This is a genomic window from Streptomyces sp. NPDC054840 (genome assembly GCF_053611065.1).
On the sequence record NZ_JBSGZP010000080.1, the window covers coordinates 1 to 16,856 of the forward strand.

The window sequence follows — 16,856 nt, forward strand, 5'->3', positions numbered from 1 at the left end:
GTCCTGACCAGGCCCCGTTCGCCCTCCCCCGGACTTCGTCCGGGGGACCCGTTCAACGGAAAGGGCTTTCAGGCAACGTTCACCCGTTGCCCGGGAGGCGCCGCCTCCAGCCAGGCGAGGAATCCGGTCAGCGCGTCCTCGCTCATCGCCAGCTCCAGGCGGGTCCCCCGGTGGAGACAGCCGAGCACGACGGCGTCGGAGAGCAGCGCCAGCTCCTCCTCGCCCTCCGGGGCCCGGCGGGCGACGACCTCGATGGAGGACCGCTCCAGCAGCCGGCGCGGACGCGGGGAGTACGAGAACACCCGGAACCACTCGATCCGGTCACCGCTGTAGCGCGCGACCCCGTACACCCAGCCCTTGCCGGAGATGTCGGGCTCCTCGGAGACACCCCAGCGCATGCTGCAGTCGAAGGTGCCGCCGGACCGCTGGATGAGCCTGCGGCGCAGCCCGAAGACAAACAGCCCGATCACCACCAGGGTTACGACCAGGCCGCTCACAAGCAGAGCGAGGAGCATCTTCACCGACCTCCTCGCTCATCGAATACACATGAGAAAAAAACGGACCTGCATCGCCTCAGCCGCGACCCGGTCTGGAAAATTCCAGCACGGACCGCGGCTGAGGTCTGCTGAGTCCCGGCGGTCGCCCCCCGGGACTCAAACGATCAAACTCCGACGGGCGTTCAGCCCGTTACGGCGCGCAGCCGGACATCAGCGCGACGCTCGGCGGCCGCATCGGCCTCCGACTTCGCGCGCTCCAGTGCCCGCTCCGCACGCTGGACGTCAATCTCGTCCGCGAGCTCGGCGATCTCGGCCAGCAGGGACAGCTTGTTGTCCGCGAACGAGATGAATCCGCCGTGCACCGCGGCGACGACGGTGTTGCCGTCGCTGGTACGGATGGTCACCGGGCCCGATTCCAGCACACCGAGAAGCGGCTGGTGACCGGGCATGACGCCGATGTCGCCGGACGTGGTGCGGGCGACAACAAGGGTGGCCTCGCCGGACCAGACATTGCGGTCCGCCGCGACCAGCTCGACGTGCAGCTCAGCAGCCAAGGTGGCTCCTCGGGTCACCACCCGGCGGGTCGGCCGGGTGTTGGGTCAAATTCTAATGGGCGTGGGGAGAGGGACGGGACACGCCCGCCCCTCTCCGTCTGCAGACACTGTCAGCGGGCGCTGGCGGCCTGCTCACCGGATGCGCTCCGTGAGGAGCGCGCCGGATCAGGAGACGCCCAGCTCCTTGGCGTTGGCCTTCAGGTCCTCGATGCCACCGCACAGGAAGAACGCCTGCTCGGGGAAGTGGTCGTAGTCGCCGTCGCAGATCGCGTTGAAGGCGACGATCGACTCGTCGAGCGGAACGTCCGAACCGTCCACACCGGTGAACTGCTTCGCCACGTGGGTGTTCTGCGACAGGAAGCGCTCGACGCGACGGGCACGGTGGACAACGAGCTTGTCCTCCTCGCCCAGCTCGTCGATACCGAGGATCGCGATGATGTCCTGGAGGTCCTTGTACTTCTGCAGGATCCCCTTGACGCGCATCGCCGTGGCGTAGTGGTCCGCCGCGATGTACCGCGGGTCGAGGATGCGGGACGTCGAGTCCAGCGGGTCCACGGCCGGGTAGATGCCCTTCTCGGAGATCGGACGGGAGAGAACCGTCGTCGCGTCGAGGTGGGCGAAGGTGGTCGCCGGCGCCGGGTCGGTCAGGTCGTCCGCGGGGACGTAGATCGCCTGCATCGAGGTGATCGAGTGACCACGGGTCGAGGTGATGCGCTCCTGGAGGAGACCCATCTCGTCGGCCAGGTTCGGCTGGTAACCCACCGCGGAGGGCATACGGCCGAGCAGGGTCGACACCTCGGAACCCGCCTGGGTGTACCGGAAGATGTTGTCGATGAAGAACAGCACGTCCTGCTTCTGCACATCGCGGAAGTACTCCGCCATGGTCAGACCGGCAAGGGCGACGCGCAGACGGGTGCCCGGGGGCTCGTCCATCTGGCCGAAGACAAGCGCCGTCTTGTCGATGACGCCGGACTCGGCCATCTCCTCGATGAGGTCGTTGCCCTCACGGGTACGCTCACCGACACCCGCGAACACCGACACACCGTCGTGGTTGTTGGCGACGCGGTAGATCATTTCCTGGATCAGAACGGTCTTGCCGACACCGGCACCACCGAACAGACCGATCTTTCCACCCTTGACGTACGGGGTGAGAAGGTCGATGACCTTGACGCCGGTCTCGAACATCTCGGTCTTCGACTCGAGCTCGTCGAAGCGAGGGGCCTTGCGGTGGATCGGCCAGCGCTCGGTGACGTTGGCGTTCTCCTCCGGGTAGTTCAGCACCTCACCGAGGGTGTTGAACACCTTACCCTTGGTGAAGTCACCGACGGGGACGGTGATGCCCTCGCCCGTGTCGGTCACCGCGGCCTGGCGGACCAGACCGTCGGTCGGCTGCATCGAGATGGTACGGACGAGGCCGTCACCCAGGTGCTGCGCGACCTCGAGGGTCAGGGTCTTGAGCTTGCCGTCCTCGGCCGGGTCGGCGACCTGGACCTTGAGGGCGTTGTAGATCTCGGGCATGGCGTCGACGGGGAACTCCACGTCGACGACCGGGCCGATGACCCGGGCGACGCGGCCCGTGGCGGCGGCCGTCTCAACAGTGGTCGTCATTACTTGTCACTCCCCGCGGTCGCGTCAGCCATGGCGCTCGCGCCACCGACGATCTCGCTGATTTCCTGGGTGATTTCGGCCTGGCGGGCCGCGTTGGCAAGCCGGGAGAGGCTCTTGATGAGGTCTCCGGCGTTGTCGGTCGCCGACTTCATCGCACGGCGGCGGGCGGCGTGCTCGGAAGCGGCCGACTGCAGCAGTGCGTTGTAGATACGGCTCTCGACGTAGCGCGGCAGCAGGGCGTCGAGGACGTCCTCCGCCGACGGCTCGAAGTCGAACAGCGGAAGGATCTCGCCCTTCGTACCGGTCTCCTCCGCAGCCTGGTCGAGGCTGAGCGGCAGCATCCGGCCATCGACCGGGTTCTGCGTCATCATCGACACGAATTCCGTGTAGACGATGTGCAGCTCGTCGATGCCGCCTTCGGCCGTCTCCGTCTGGATGGCCTCGATCAGCGGCTCGGCGACGCGCTTGGCGTCGGCGTAGGCCGGGCTGTCGGTGAAGCCGGTCCACGAATCCGCGACCTTGCGCTCGCGGAAGCCGTAGTAGGCCAGACCCTTACGGCCGACGATGTAGGCGTCGACGTCCTTGCCCTCGGCGCGCAGCCGCTCGGTGAGCCGCTCCGCCTGCTTGATGGCGTTCGAGGAGTAGCCGCCGGCCAGACCGCGGTCGCTCGTGATGAGCAGAATCGCGGCCCGGGTCGGCGTCTCGACCTCGGTGGTCAGGGCGTGCTTCGTGTTCGAGCCGGTCGCCACCGCGGTCACCGCACGGGTGAGCTCGGTCGCGTACGGCATCGACGCCGCCACCTTGCGCTGCGCCTTGACGATGCGCGAGGCGGCGATCATCTCCATCGCCTTGGTGATCTTCTTGGTCGCCGTGATGGCACGGATGCGACGCTTGTAGACCCGGAGCTGCGCTCCCATGAGTCAGGTCCCTTCCGTCGTCACTTGGAGACGTTGACGGCCGGTGCGTCCTCGCCCAGGAGCTTGCCGTCCGAGGTCTCGAACTGGCGCTTGAAGCCGGCGATGGCGTCAGCGATCGACGTCAGGGTGTCGTCCGACATCTTGCCGCCCTCGGCGATGGAGGTGAGGAGGTCCTTGCGCTCGCGGCGCAGGTGCTCCAGCAGCTCCGACTCGAAGCGACGGATGTCGTTCACCGGGACGTCGTCCATCTTGCCGGTGGTACCGGCCCAGACGGAGACGACCTGCTCCTCGACGGGCATCGGCTGGTACTGGCCCTGCTTCAGCAGCTCGACCAGACGCTTGCCGCGCTCCAGCGAAGACTTGGACGCGGCGTCCAGGTCGGAACCGAAGGCGGCGAACGCCTCCAGCTCGCGGTACTGGGCCAGGTCCAGGCGCAGACGGCCGGACACCTGCTTCATGGCCTTGTGCTGGGCGGAGCCACCGACGCGGGAGACCGAGATACCGACGTTCAGCGCCGGGCGCTGGCCCGCGTTGAACAGGTCGGACTCAAGGAAGCACTGGCCGTCGGTGATGGAGATGACGTTGGTCGGGATGAACGCCGACACGTCGTTCGCCTTGGTCTCGACGATCGGCAGACCGGTCATCGAACCGGCACCCATGTCGTCGGACAGCTTCGCGCAGCGCTCCAGCAGACGGGAGTGCAGGTAGAAGACGTCACCCGGGTAGGCCTCGCGGCCCGGCGGGCGGCGCAGCAGCAGCGACACGGCACGGTAGGCGTCGGCCTGCTTCGACAGGTCGTCGAAGATGATCAGGACGTGCTTGCCGGCGTACATCCAGTGCTGGCCGATGGCGGAACCGGTGTACGGCGCCAGGTACTTGAAGCCGGCCGGGTCGGACGCCGGGGCGGCGACGATCGTCGTGTACTCGAGCGCGCCGGCGTCTTCCAGGGCGCCGCGAACGGACGCGATGGTCGAGCCCTTCTGGCCGATGGCGACGTAGATGCAGCGAACCTGCTTGTTCACGTCGCCCGAGCGCCAGTTGTCGCGCTGGTTGATGATCGTGTCGACGGCCAGAGCGGTCTTACCCGTCTGACGGTCACCGATGATCAGCTGACGCTGACCGCGGCCGACCGGCACCATGGCGTCGATGGCCTTGTAGCCGGTCTGCATCGGCTCGTGGACCGACTTACGGACCATGACGCCCGGAGCCTGCAGCTCCAGGGCGCGACGGCCTTCGGTCGCGATCTCGCCGAGACCGTCGATCGGGTTGCCGAGCGGGTCGACGACGCGGCCGAGGTAGCCCTCGCCGACGCCGACCGAGAGCACCTCACCGGTGCGCTGCACCGGCTGGCCCTCCTCGATACCGCTGAACTCGCCGAGGACGACCGCACCGATCTCGCGCTCCTCGAGGTTGAGGGCGAGACCGAGGGTGCCGTCCTCGAACTTCAGCAGCTCGTTCGCCATGGCGGAGGGCAGACCCTCCACCTTCGCGATGCCGTCGCCGGCAACGCTGACCGTTCCGACCTCCTCGCGCGAGGCCGCGTCCGGCTGGTACGACTGGACAAAGTTCTCCAGTGCGTCCCGGATCTCCTCCGGCCGGATCGTGAGCTCCGCCATCTGGGTTCCCTGCTCTCCTTGTTGGGCCTGAAGCTTCTTAGGGGTCTGGGGGCGACCCCCAGGAATCTTCTGCAAGTTCTGCACGGCCCAACCGGGCCGCTAGGAATGCTTCTGTTCTATTGGTGGCTGGTCAGCCGGCCATGCGGCGCGACGCCTCGGCGAGGCGGTCCGCGATGGTGCCGTCGATGACCTCGTCGCCGACTCGCACCGTGATCCCGCCGAGAACCTCGGGGTCCACGTCGAGGTTCAGGTGCATCTGACGGCCGTACAGCTTGGCCAGCACCGCGCCGAGACGGGCCTTCTGCACGTCGCTGAGCGGAACCGCGCTGGTCACAGTGGCGACCATGCGGTTGCGGCGCTCGGCGGCGAGCGTGGAAAGGGACTCCAGTCCCGCTTCCAGGCTACGTCCACGCGGCTGCGTGACAAGACGGATCGCCAGGCGCTCGGTGACGGCGTTCGCCTTGCCGCCGAGCAGGCTGCGCAGCAGCTCGCTCTTGGCGGAGGCGGTGGCCGCACGGTCGGTCAGCGCGGCACGCAGCTCGGTGTTCGAGGCGACGATCCGGCCGAAGCGGAAGATCTCGTCCTCGACGTTGTCGAGCGCGCCTGCCTGCTGGGCCGCCGTGAGGTCGGCGGTGGCCGCCAGCTCCTCCAGCGCGTCCACCAGGTCGCGGGACTGCGACCAGCGGGACCGGACCATGCCGGACACTAGGTCGAGGGTTTCCCCGCCGACCTGACCGCCGAGCAGCCGACCGGCCAGCTCGGCCTTGGCCTCGCCGGGCTGCGCCGGGTCCGTGATGACCCGACGCAGCGAGACCTCACGGTCGAGCAGCGCGGTGACGGCAGCCAGCTCACCGGCGAGCTTCGTCGCGTCGACGGACGTGTTGTCCGTCAGCGCGTCGAGACGCTCACGCGCGGAGGCCAGCGCCTCGCGGCTCGCTCCGTTCATCGGGCCGCCTCGGCCTTCTCCTCAAGCTCGCTGAGGAAGCGGTCGATGGTGCGGCTCTGCCGGGCGTGGTCCTCAAGGGACTCGCCGACGAGCTTTCCGGCCAGGTCGGTGGCGAGCTTGCCCACGTCCTGACGCAGCGCCTGAGAGGCGGCCTTACGGTCCGCCGCGATCTGGGCGTGGCCGGCAGCGATGATCTCCTCACGCTGCCGCTGGCCCTCTGCGCGCAGTTCTTCCTTGAGCGCAGTGCCCTGCTCCAGCGCTTCCTGGCGCAGGCGCGCGGCCTCGTGCCGGGCTTCGGCGAGCTGGGCCTTGTACTGCTCCAGCACGCTCTGGGCCTCGGTCTGAGCGGCCTCAGCCTTCTCGATACCGCCCTCGATGGCCTCGCGACGCTCTTCCAGAACCTTGTTGATGTTCGGGAGGAGCTTCTTCGCGAGGAAACCGAAGACGATGACGAAGGCGATCAGACCGATGACGAGCTCGGGGATCGGCGGGATGAGGGGGTTTTCCGCCTCTTCGGCCGCGAGCTGAACCAGAGGGTTCACATCAGTGCCTTCCGACTAAAGGGTCTGTTCGCTACCGGGATCAGGAGGTCGGGTAGACGAACGGCATGACCAGACCGATGAGGGCGAGCGCCTCACAGAAGGCGAAGCCGAGGATCTGGTTGGCGCGGATCAGGCCGGCGGCCTCGGGCTGGCGGGCCAGGGCCTGGGTGCCGTTACCGAAGATGATGCCGATGCCGACGCCGGGGCCGATGGCCGCGAGGCCGTAGCCGATGGAGCCGAGGTTGCCCTTGATTTCGACGCCAGCAGCGAGGGTCTGGAGAGCGGACATGCCGGTTCTTCCTTCTCTTTCATGGACCGGTGGGGGTTGGCCACCGGACGACTGGTGGTTTTTGGGGGGGCGGTCAGTGGTGCTCGGCGACGGCGCCCTGGAGGAAGCTGCAGGCCAGCAGCACGAAGACGTAGGCCTGGACAGCCTGGATGAAGAGCTCGAACGCGGTCATCACGAGGACCATGACGAACGAGACACCCGCGTAGGCGATGCCGATGCCGTTCAGCATGTACCAGCTGGCGATCGTGAAGAGCAGCAGCAGCGTGTGACCGGCGAACATGTTCGCGAAGAGACGGACCGCGTGCGTGAACGGGCGGACCAGCAGGTTCGAGAAGAACTCGATCAGCATGACCAGCGGCAGGACCGCGCCCAGCGACTTGTCGTAGCCCGTGAGGTTCTTCAGGCCGCCAACGAAACCGTGGCGCTTGAAGGTGACCGACAGCCACATGACGTAGATGACCAGGGCCATACCGGCCGGGTACGCGATGACCGCGGTCACCGGGAACTGGGCGACCGGAATGATCGACCAGAGGTTCAGGATCCAGACGAAGAAGAACGTCGCGACCATGAAGGGGACGTACTTCTCGCCCTCCTTCTTGCCCATCGTTTCGTAGACGATGCCGCGGCGCACGAAGTCGTAGCCGGCTTCGGCAACCATCTGGAGCTTCCCCGGAACCATCTTCGGCTTGGCGAAGGCGGCCCAGAAGAATCCGACGATGACGATGGATCCGAGCAGGGCCAGGAGCATCGTCTTGTTGAAGTAGACGGCTCCGTCCATGTCGCCGAAGATCGGCTCGAACAGGAACGAGTGCAGGCCAGGAGCCGGGAAGCCACAGCCGTCGAAGATGTGGCAATCGGTCTCGAAGGCGAGCACCTGCGTCGGGTCAGCACTCACCGCGGGCTCCTTCAGCGTGGCGCATAGGTACGGCAACCTCGTTGTGTCGGCGCGGCGCACAGCCGCGGTTCGGCACGGGACTGGTCTTACGGATGTGGGGGCGGCTTGCAGGCAGTGAGCCTCGCGATTGAGCAGGCGTCAGCTCAGCTGCCTGCGCCCGCGATGCCGCATATGGCACCGGACGATAGCAGCATCTCGAACGCGCACTTATTCCACCCCTACCGTTCACGACGAGGGCCCCGTGTTTTCAGGCTTCTCACCCTTGCCACGCTTGGTGGACTCGGGTTCGACGTAAAGGATCTTGGCCTTCATGTGCGCGCGCGTCTGCGCGGCGATCCAAGCAAGGGTCGCCGCGACGATGGTGATCGCGAATGCCCTGGGATTGAACAGCGTCGTGTTCTTGAACACGGCGACGAAGACGAAGAGCAGCAGGATCTGGGTCGTGTAGAGCGCCAGACCCATCATCTGGAACAGATGCGGCAGCGACCGCGCCGTCCGCTGCAGGATGACGAATCCGATACCCATGAAGAGAATCACGACGACCGTGGCCGCGATCGCCCCGATCGCCCCCTTACCGCCCGCGACCACGCCACCGATGATGGCGGCAACGGCGCCGACGGCAGCGGTGGGTACGGCGGTATGCAGAAGGGTTCGGGCGTCATCGGACAGCATGGCGCATGGCTCCGCGTGATGGTGGGGTAACGGGACTCGTACGGGACGAGCGTAAGCCCGGTCCGAGAGAGGACCTCGGGCCAAGGGACCGTCGCACTACGGTCCTTCGGCTCTGTCGCCGGGTTTAGTGAACGGTATCACAAACTATTTGATGAGAGCTTTACCTGCCGGGTGTGCCGACTGTCACACATGAGAGTGACCCTGCCCGTGTGTGCGCGACAGGGGGGTGGCATGTCTGGTAAAGGCCATCCATGTCCGACATGCGAATCGACCGTCAGCGGGCGGATTCAGCCTTACGCCGGTCGGGAAAGCGCGAACGGGGGCCCACGGCGGTCGCTCCGTTGACGCCGGAGACGCCCGCGGCGATGGGCCTCGCGGGCGCGGGCTCCGCGCCCGAGGCATTCTGCGCCGCCGCCTCCGCGGCGGCCTCGGCCGCGCGTGCGGCATGCCGGTAGCGCGGCGGAACCAAACCCTCCGCCCAGCGCGGGGCGCGCGGGGTGAAGCGCGGCAGAAGCAGCAGGATCAGGCCGACCGCACTCAGCGCGACGATCGCCAGCACGATCCACATGGTGGCGGAATGCACCGAATATGCCACCGTGCCGAAGGCGATCAGTCCCGACCAGAAGTACATGATCATGACCGCGCGGCTGTGCGAATGCCCGAGTTCCAGCAGCCGGTGGTGGAGGTGTCCGCGGTCGGCGGCGAAGGGCGACTGGCCCTTCCACGTACGCCGCACGATGGCCAGGACCAAGTCCGCCATCGGGATCGCGATGACCGTCAGCGGCAGGATCAGCGGGATGTAGGCGGGGAGCATCGCGTGGGTCGCGTTGCGCTCACCACCGGCGAAGAGGGCCAGCGCGTCCGGGTCCACCTGCCCGGTGAGGGAGATCGCGGAGGCGGCCAGCACCAGGCCGATGAGCATCGAACCGGAGTCGCCCATGAAGATCCGGGCGGGGTGCATGTTGTGCGGCAGGAAGCCGAGGCACATGCCCATGAGGATCGCGGCGAAGAGGGTCGCCGGCGCGGCCGACTCGATGCCGTAGCCGAACCAGATCCGGTACGCGTAGAGGAAGAGCGCGGCCGCGGCGATGCAGACCATGCCGGCGGCCAGGCCGTCCAGGCCGTCGACGAAGTTCACGGCGTTGATGGTGATCACGACGAGGGCGACGGTGAGCAGGTTGCCCTGCCACTGGGTGAGCGGGACCGTCCCGATGCCCGGGACGGGGATCCACAGGATGGTCAGACCCTGCATGACCATCACACCGGCGGAGATCATCTGCGCGCCGAGCTTGATCAGGGCGTCGAGCTCGAACTTGTCGTCGAGGACGCCGACCAGCCAGATCAGGGCCGCGCCGGAGAGCAGCGCGCGCGGTTCGTTCGACAGCTCGAAGACGCCGTTGAGGTTCCGCAGATGGTCCGCGACCAGCAGGCCCGCGCAGAGACCGCCGAACATGGCGATGCCGCCCAGTCGCGGTGTGGGCTCGCGGTGCACGTCGCGGGCACGGATCTCCGGCATGGCCCCGGCCGCGATCGCGAACTTCCGCACGGGCCCGGTCAGCAGGTAGGTCACCGCGACCGTGACGCAAAGCGTCAGCAGATATTCACGCACGGGCTGCCCCAGATGTATCGCCGGCCATCTCAGCCCCACACATTAGCTGCGATGTCACCTCCGTCGAGGACGCGAGGGGGCGGTATCCCGGTTCCAGTACGCCCTGCTTGTCCCGCTTACTCCCCGTAAGGGGGAAATCCTGCCGCGAGCTCGCCGACCTCCGTACGTGTTTTCACGCCATCTCCGACCAGTGCCGCGGCGAACAACGCCGCGATCCGGACCATCTCGGCCTCCCCCATCCCCTGGGTGGTCACGGCGGCCGTTCCCAGTCGGATGCCGCGCTGGTCCCCGTACGGAAGGGCGCACGTGTCCAGCACGATGCCGGCCGCGGCCAGCCGGCCGCGGGCGGTCGGGCCGTCCACGCCCAGCGGCGCCGGATCGGCGGAGATCAGATGGGTGTCGGTGCCACCGGTGGTGATCGCGAACCCGTGATCCTGGAGCGCACCCGCCAGCACCCGGGCATTGGCGACGACCCGGTGCGCGTAGGTGGTGAAGGCCGGCCGGGCCGCCTCGCCGAAAGCCACGGCCTTCGCGGCGATGGTGTGCATCTGGGCCCCGCCCTGCGTGAAGGGGAACACCGCCCGGTCGACACGCTCCGCGTACTCGGCCCCGCACAGCACCATGCCGCCGCGCGGGCCGCGCAGCACCTTGTGCGTGGTCGCGCAGACGATGTCGGCGTACGGGACGGGGCTCGGCGCGGCCCCGCCGGCCACGAGGCCGATCGGGTGCGCGGCGTCCGCGATGAGGTAGGCCCCGACCTCGTCGGCGATCTCCCGGAAGGCCGAGTACTCGGGGTGGCGGGGGTAGGAGATGGAGCCGCACACGATCGCCTTGGGCCGGTGCGTGTGGGCGAGGCGCTGGACCTGCCGGTAGTCGATGAGGCCCGTGGCCGCGTCGACGCCGTACCCGACGAAGTCGAACCAGCGCCCGGAGAAGTTGGCGGGTGACCCGTGGGTGAGATGTCCGCCGTACGGGAGCCCCATGGCCAGCACCGTGTCCCCGGGCCGCAGCAGGGCGGCGTACGCGGCAAGGACGGCGGAGGAGCCGGAGTGCGGCTGCACGTTCGCGTGCTCGGCCCCGAAGAGCGCCTTGGCCCGATCCACGGCGGTCCGCTCGGCCGCGTCGGCGTACTCGCACCCCCCGTGGTGCCGGGCACCGGGGTAGCCCTCGGCGTACTTGTTGGCGAGCGCGGACCCGAGCGCGGCGAGCACGGCGGTCGAGGTGAAGTTCTCCGCGGCGCTCAGCTGCAAGGTGCCGGCCTGCCGCTGCCGCTCCCCGGCCAGTACGTCGGCCATCTGCGGGTCCTGCGCGCGCAGCAGGTCCGTGGGCTGGGTGATGACGCTCATGGCGGCGCTCCAGGGGTACCGGGTTACCAGCCACTGTAGGCCCGCGGACCCCGCGATGCCCTGTCAGCGCGGCGGGCCCCTTCTCGACGCGGCGCTCGCGCCGCTCGGCCCCGGGGGCCTCCCGGGCTTCGTACCGCTGCGCCTGCCTCCGGCCGACGAACGCTCAGCGCGCGGCGGTCACGCCGGTCAGGGCCGTCACCACGGGATCCAGCGCCTGGTTGATCTCGTCGCCGATGGAGCGGAAGAAAGTGATCGGGGCCCCGTACGGGTCGTACACCTCGTCCGCGTCCGGCGACGGCGCCAGCAGCCAGCCGCGCAGCGCCGCGGCGGCCCGTACCAGCGCCCGGGCCCGATCCGCCATGCCGTCGTCCAGCGGCGGCAGCGTGGCCGGATCTATCGCCCGGACCAACCGGGTGAACTCCTTCAGCGTGAAGGTGCGCAGTCCCGCCGAGTGGCCCATCGAGATGACCTGGGCCCGGTGGTCGCGGGTGGCGGTCAGCACCAGGTCGGCGCGTATGACGTGCTCGTCCAGCAGCTCCCGCCCGGTGAACCCGGACGCGTCGGCCCCGAAGTCCGCCAGCACGGCGGCCGCGTTCGCCTCCATCGGGGCGCCCTCGTGGCCCCAGGTGCCGGCGCTCTCCACGATGAGGTCGCCGGTGACGAGGCCGCCGAGGCGGTGGGAGAGGGCATGGCGCGTCAGCCGCTCGGTGATGGGCGAGCGGCACACGTTCCCGGTGCTGACGTGGAGTATGCGGAAAGTATTCCCCCCGGCCACCGCCGGGCGGTACCCCCCTGCTATGCCACGCCCCTCAGGGCTCACGGGGCGACCTCGAGGTCGGGTACGACCTCCCGCAGCTGGTCCGCGGTGAGTGCCCCCTCGCGCAGCAGGACGGGAACCTTCCCGGTGACGTCGACGATCGACGACGGCTGGATGCCGGGCGTCGGGCCGCCGTCCAGGTACACGGACACGGAGTCCCCGAGCATCTCGCGCGCGGCGTCGCAGTCCTCGGGCGCCGGGTGACCCGACAGGTTGGCCGAGGACACCGCCATCGGGCCGACCTCGGTCAGCAGCTCGATCGCGACGGGGTGCAGGGGCATACGTACCGCCACGGTGCCGTGGGTGTCCCCGAGGTCCCACGCCAGCGAGGGCTGGTGCTTGGCGACCAGCGTCAGCGCGCCCGGCCAGAAGGCGTCGACGAGCTCCCAGGCCTGCTCGGAGAAGTCCGTGACGAGACCGTGGAGCGTGTTCGGGGAGCCGATGAGCACCGGGGTGGGCATCCCGCGGCCCCGGCCCTTGGCGGCGAGCAGGTCGTGGACGGCCTCCGGGCTGAAGGCGTCCGCGCCGATCCCGTACAGGGTGTCGGTGGGCAGCACGACGAGCTCGCCGCGGCGCACGGCGGATGCGGCTTCACGCAGACCCGTCTTACGGTCCGTCGCGTCGTTGCAGTCGTATCGCCGGGCCATCAGCGGGCCTCCTCGTGCAGCAGGGGGGTGGCGGGAATCGTCGCGCCGGTCACGGCAGGGCCTTGCGGGCCGTCGCGAAGCGCGGGCGGTTGTTGAGGTCCGGGTGGTCGGCCGCGTCGGCCCAGCCCCGCTCCTCGGCGAAGATCCACGGAACCTGGCCGCCCTGGGTGTCGGCGTGCTCGATGACGACGATGCCGCCGGGCCGCAGCAGCCGGTGGGCGGTGCGTTCGATACCGCGGATGGTGTCGAGGCCGTCCTCGCCGGAGAAGAGCGCCATCTCCGGGTCGTGGTCGCGGGCCTCGGGGGCGACGTACTCCCACTCGGTGAGCGGGATGTACGGCGGGTTGGAGATGACCAGGTCGACCTGGCCGTCGAGCTCGGGCAGCGCGCTCAGGGCGTCGCCCTGGTGGACGGTGACCCGGGAGCCCTCGGCGTTCTTACGGGTCCACGGCAGGGCGTCCTCGGACAGCTCGACCGCGTGTACGCGGGAGCGCGGCACCTCCTGGGCCATGGCCAGCGCGATGGCGCCGGAGCCGGCGCACAGGTCCACGATGAGCGGCTCGACGACGTCCATCGCGCGCACGGCGTGTATGGCCCAGTCCACGACCGACTCGGTCTCGGGCCGGGGCACGAAGACCCCGGGCCCGACCTGGAGCTCCAGGTACCGGAAGAAGGCGCGGCCGGTGATGTGCTGGAGCGGCTCGCGCGCCTCTCGGCGGGCGACGGCCTCCCAGTAGCGGGCGTCGAAGTCCACGTCCTTGACGTGGTGCAGTTCCCCCCGTTTGACGCCGTGCACGAAGGCGGCGAGCTCCTCCGCGTCGAAGCGCGGTGAGGGCACGCCGGCGGCGGCCAGCCGCTGGGTGGCCTGGGCCACCTCGGCAAGCAGCAAGTTCACGCTGGTCCTCCGGGCTGCTGTCGTACGGGGGGTGGTGCGGGGTCGGATCAGTGCGCGGCCGCGAGCTTGGCCGCGGAGTCCGTGTCGACACAGGCCTGGATGACCGCGTCGAGGTCACCGTCGAGCACCTGGTCCAAGTTGTACGCCTTGAAACCGGTCCGGTGGTCCGAGATCCGGTTTTCCGGGTAGTTGTACGTACGGATCTTCTCGGAACGGTCCACGGAGCGCACCTGGCTGCGGCGCACGTCCGAGGCCTCCTGCTCGGCGGCCTCCTGGGCGGCGGCCAGGAGCCGCGAGCGCAGGATGCGCATGGCCTGCTCCTTGTTCTGGAGCTGGCTCTTCTCGTTCTGGCAGGAGGCGACCACACCGGTCGGCAGGTGCGTGATGCGCACGGCCGAGTCGGTGGTGTTGACGGACTGGCCGCCGGGGCCGGAGGAGCGGTACACGTCGATGCGGAGGTCGTTCATGTTGATCTCGACCTCGACCTCCTCGGCCTCCGGGGTGACGAGCACGCCGGCGGCGGAGGTGTGGATACGGCCCTGGGACTCGGTGGCAGGAACCCGCTGGACGCGGTGCACGCCGCCCTCGTACTTCAGGCGGGCCCACACGCCCTGGCCGGGCTCGGTGGCGCCGTTGCCGCCCTTGGTGCGGACGGAGACCTGGACGTCCTTGTAGCCGCCGAGCTCGGACTCGGTGGCATCGATGATCTCGGTCTTCCAGCCCACGCGCTCGGCGTAGCGCAGGTACATGCGCAGCAGGTCGCCGGCGAACAGCGCCGACTCGTCGCCGCCCGCGCCCGCCTTGACCTCCAGGAGGACGTCCTTGTCGTCGCTGGGGTCGCGCGGAACGAGCAGCAGGCGGAGCTTCTCGGTGAGCTCCTCGCGCTGCGCGCTCAGTTCCTTGACCTCGGCGATGAAGTCCGGGTCGTCGGCCGCGAACTCCTTGGCCGTCTCGATGTCCTCGGCGGACTGCTTCCAGGCACGGAAGGTCGCGACGATCGGGGTCAGTTCCGCGTAGCGCTTGTTCAGCTTGCGCGCGTTGGCCTGATCCGAGTGGACCGAAGGGTCGGCGAGCTTCTTCTCAAGATCGGCGTGTTCGCCGACCAATTCCTCGACCGCTTCGAACATCGGGGGACTCCTGTGGTGAAAAGTGCGAAGGACTGCAGGGGGACGTGCCGGAACGACGACAAAGGCGCCGGTCCGGCCGCCCCCGAGTGGACAGGGGGCGGCCGGAGACCGGCGCCTGGGTCGCGCTACTTCTGGGCCGCACCCTTGCCGAAGCGCGCCTCGAAGCGGGCCACACGGCCGCCGGTGTCGAGGATCTTCTGCTTGCCCGTGTAGAACGGGTGGCACTCGGAGCAGACCTCGGCTCGGATGGAGCCCTCGGTCAGGGTGCTACGGGTGGTGAACGACGCGCCACAGGTGCAGCTGACCTGGGTCTCGACGTACTCGGGGTGAACATCGCGCTTCAAGGTGTCTCCTAGATTCGGGAGGGCGCCGGGTCGCAGGAGCCGAATTGCGCACTGCGTGAACCGGGGCCGACAGACCAGTCTGCCAGGACCGGGCTGCCTGTCAAAATTCTGAGGACGCCTCCCTCAACGGCAAGGGGTCGCCATCTATTCCGTACGGGCCCGCGGACCCTGCCGGGAGGGGCTCTACTGCACGATCGACCCGGCGGCGCTCTTGTCCCCGGAGGAGTTCACGGTGGCCTCGGCCGGGATCGGCCGGTCCGCCAGCAGGGCGTCCCAGACCATCGTGGTCTCCTTGGTGAGCGGGGCCACGCGGTTCGGGTCGCGGGGGTCCGCGGTCACCGGCAGCGTGATCATCTGCATGTCCTGGGCGTCGATGCCCTGGAGCCCCTGGGCGAAGCCCATGAGGGACTTCACGTCACCGAGCGGCTTGTCGGTGGTGATCGCCTTGGTCGCGGAGTCGGCGATGTCGAGCAGCTTCTTGGGGTTGTCGAAGAGCCCGATGCCCTTCACCTGCTTGATGAGCGCCTTGATGAAGGCCTGCTGGAGCTGTATTCGGCCCAGGTCGCTGCCGTCGCCGACGCTCTTGCGGGTGCGTACGAGGCCGAGGGCCTGTTCGCCGTTCAGTTGGTTGGTGCCGGCCGCCAGGTCGAGGTGGCTGGCGCCGTCCTTGATCGGCTTGGTGGTCGTCACCTCCACGCCGCCGAGGTTGTCGACGATCTTCTTGAAGCCGGTGAAGTCGACCTCTATGTAGTGATCCATGCGGATCCCCGACATCTTCTCCACGGTCTTGACCGCGCAGGCGGCCCCGCCGACGGTGAACGCCTCGTTGAACTGGGTTCGCCGGCCGCCGGGATCGGTCTTCCCGCCCGGCGTCGCGCAGGAGGGCCGGGAGATCATCGTGTCCCGCGGTATCGACACGACGGCGGCCTTCTCGTGGCCCTCGTAGAGGTGGATGATCATCGCGGTGTCGGAGCGGGCGGAGCCGCCGTCGTCCTGGCCGTATTCGCCGTTGGCGCCGCCGCGGGAGTCGGAGCCGAGGACGAGGATGTCCATCGAGCCGTTGTCGACGTTCTGCGGGCGGTCGGTGCCGAGCGCCTGGTCGATGTCGACGGTCTTCAGGTTCCCGTTCAGCTTGAAGTAGAAGTAGCCGAGGCCCGCTCCCCCCAGCAGGACCACCCCCGCCGCGCTCCAGGCGGCCACGGCGAGGGCCTTGCGGCGCTTCGCCGGCTTGCGTCGGCGCCGGGTCGCGGCACGCCCGCCGTGGTCCTTGCTCTCCTCGGTCATGCTCTCCTCGGTCCTGAGTCCGGTCCCCTGGTCGTTCCGGCCCGCCGTCCACCCCGCGGTCCTCTGAAACAGACGGGTGTACGGCGCGCAGGGTTCCCTTCCGGGCCGAACCGCTCCGCAAGGGCCGAACCGCTCCGCAAGGGCGCCTGCACCCCGTGAAGGGCGCGTACGACCGTGGAGGGCGGCGCGTACGACCGTGGAGGGCGGTGCGTACGCCCGTGAAGGGCGCGTCTACCCCGGGAGGGCGCCCC

At 68.8% G+C, this 16,856-nt stretch carries 18 protein-coding genes; all 18 read right to left on the bottom strand.

The features are described from left to right. Positions 1-68: 68 nt before the first annotated feature. The gene (locus tag ACWGIU_RS08710) at positions 69-515 is read right to left on the bottom strand and encodes a DUF2550 domain-containing protein (RefSeq protein WP_189972913.1); all 447 of its coding nucleotides are present in this window, start codon (positions 513-515) and stop codon (positions 69-71) included. Between the two features lie 164 nt (positions 516-679). Beyond that, a complete protein-coding gene (locus ACWGIU_RS08715) occupies positions 680-1,051 on the bottom strand; it encodes a F0F1 ATP synthase subunit epsilon (protein WP_030720897.1) in 372 nt (123 codons plus the stop codon). Positions 1,052-1,216: 165 nt separating this feature from the next. Next, positions 1,217-2,659 carry a F0F1 ATP synthase subunit beta gene (gene atpD / locus ACWGIU_RS08720; protein WP_266955147.1) on the bottom strand — a complete coding sequence of 481 codons (1,443 nt, stop codon included), beginning with the start codon at positions 2,657-2,659 and terminating at the stop codon, positions 1,217-1,219. Further along, a complete protein-coding gene (locus tag ACWGIU_RS08725; RefSeq protein WP_453703745.1) occupies positions 2,659-3,576 on the bottom strand; it encodes a F0F1 ATP synthase subunit gamma in 918 nt (305 codons plus the stop codon). Before ACWGIU_RS08725 ends, atpD begins: the two co-directional genes overlap by 1 nt. A 20-nt stretch (positions 3,577-3,596) precedes the next feature. Beyond that, complete coding sequence (atpA, locus tag ACWGIU_RS08730; protein WP_351151261.1) at positions 3,597-5,192, bottom strand: F0F1 ATP synthase subunit alpha; 1,596 nt, start codon at positions 5,190-5,192, stop codon at positions 3,597-3,599. Between the two features lie 130 nt (positions 5,193-5,322). Then, positions 5,323-6,138 carry a F0F1 ATP synthase subunit delta gene (locus ACWGIU_RS08735; RefSeq protein WP_453703748.1) on the bottom strand — a complete coding sequence of 272 codons (816 nt, stop codon included), beginning with the start codon at positions 6,136-6,138 and terminating at the stop codon, positions 5,323-5,325. After that, positions 6,135-6,680: a F0F1 ATP synthase subunit B gene (locus tag ACWGIU_RS08740; protein WP_150259371.1), complete on the bottom strand. Its 546-nt coding sequence runs from the start codon at positions 6,678-6,680 to the stop codon at positions 6,135-6,137. The genes ACWGIU_RS08735 and ACWGIU_RS08740 overlap by 4 nt, the downstream gene beginning before the upstream one ends. A 40-nt stretch (positions 6,681-6,720) precedes the next feature. Next, complete coding sequence (gene atpE / locus ACWGIU_RS08745) at positions 6,721-6,969, bottom strand: ATP synthase F0 subunit C (protein ID WP_018102636.1); 249 nt, start codon at positions 6,967-6,969, stop codon at positions 6,721-6,723. 73 nt (positions 6,970-7,042) lie between these two features. Continuing rightward, a complete protein-coding gene (gene atpB / locus ACWGIU_RS08750) occupies positions 7,043-7,879 on the bottom strand; it encodes a F0F1 ATP synthase subunit A (RefSeq protein WP_453703766.1) in 837 nt (278 codons plus the stop codon). Between the two features lie 210 nt (positions 7,880-8,089). Continuing rightward, positions 8,090-8,536 carry a hypothetical protein gene (locus tag ACWGIU_RS08755; RefSeq protein ID WP_453703751.1) on the bottom strand — a complete coding sequence of 149 codons (447 nt, stop codon included), beginning with the start codon at positions 8,534-8,536 and terminating at the stop codon, positions 8,090-8,092. Positions 8,537-8,810: 274 nt separating this feature from the next. Then, positions 8,811-10,145, bottom strand: coding sequence for an MraY family glycosyltransferase (locus ACWGIU_RS08760; RefSeq protein WP_453703753.1), 1,335 nt, complete (start codon positions 10,143-10,145; stop codon positions 8,811-8,813). A gap of 116 nt (positions 10,146-10,261) precedes the next feature. Next, the gene (locus ACWGIU_RS08765; protein WP_453703755.1) at positions 10,262-11,491 is read right to left on the bottom strand and encodes a serine hydroxymethyltransferase; all 1,230 of its coding nucleotides are present in this window, start codon (positions 11,489-11,491) and stop codon (positions 10,262-10,264) included. Between the two features lie 163 nt (positions 11,492-11,654). Then, entirely contained in the window at positions 11,655-12,311 is a 657-nt protein-coding gene (locus tag ACWGIU_RS08770) for an arsenate reductase/protein-tyrosine-phosphatase family protein (RefSeq protein ID WP_453703757.1), read from the bottom strand. Further along, positions 12,308-12,955, bottom strand: a complete 648-nt coding sequence (locus tag ACWGIU_RS08775; RefSeq protein ID WP_301366446.1) for an L-threonylcarbamoyladenylate synthase — start codon at positions 12,953-12,955, stop codon at positions 12,308-12,310. The genes ACWGIU_RS08770 and ACWGIU_RS08775 overlap by 4 nt, the downstream gene beginning before the upstream one ends. Positions 12,956-13,004: 49 nt before the next feature. Beyond that, on the bottom strand, positions 13,005-13,850 hold the full coding sequence (gene prmC, locus ACWGIU_RS08780; protein ID WP_453703759.1) for a peptide chain release factor N(5)-glutamine methyltransferase: 846 nt from the start codon (positions 13,848-13,850) through the stop codon (positions 13,005-13,007). 47 nt (positions 13,851-13,897) lie between these two features. Further along, a complete protein-coding gene (gene prfA, locus ACWGIU_RS08785; RefSeq protein ID WP_453703761.1) occupies positions 13,898-14,977 on the bottom strand; it encodes a peptide chain release factor 1 in 1,080 nt (359 codons plus the stop codon). A 125-nt stretch (positions 14,978-15,102) separates the two neighbouring features. Further along, on the bottom strand, positions 15,103-15,321 hold the full coding sequence (gene rpmE / locus ACWGIU_RS08790; protein WP_453703762.1) for a 50S ribosomal protein L31: 219 nt from the start codon (positions 15,319-15,321) through the stop codon (positions 15,103-15,105). 183 nt (positions 15,322-15,504) lie between these two features. After that, on the bottom strand, positions 15,505-16,605 hold the full coding sequence (locus tag ACWGIU_RS08795) for an LCP family protein (protein WP_453703764.1): 1,101 nt from the start codon (positions 16,603-16,605) through the stop codon (positions 15,505-15,507). Positions 16,606-16,856: the final 251 nt, after the last annotated feature.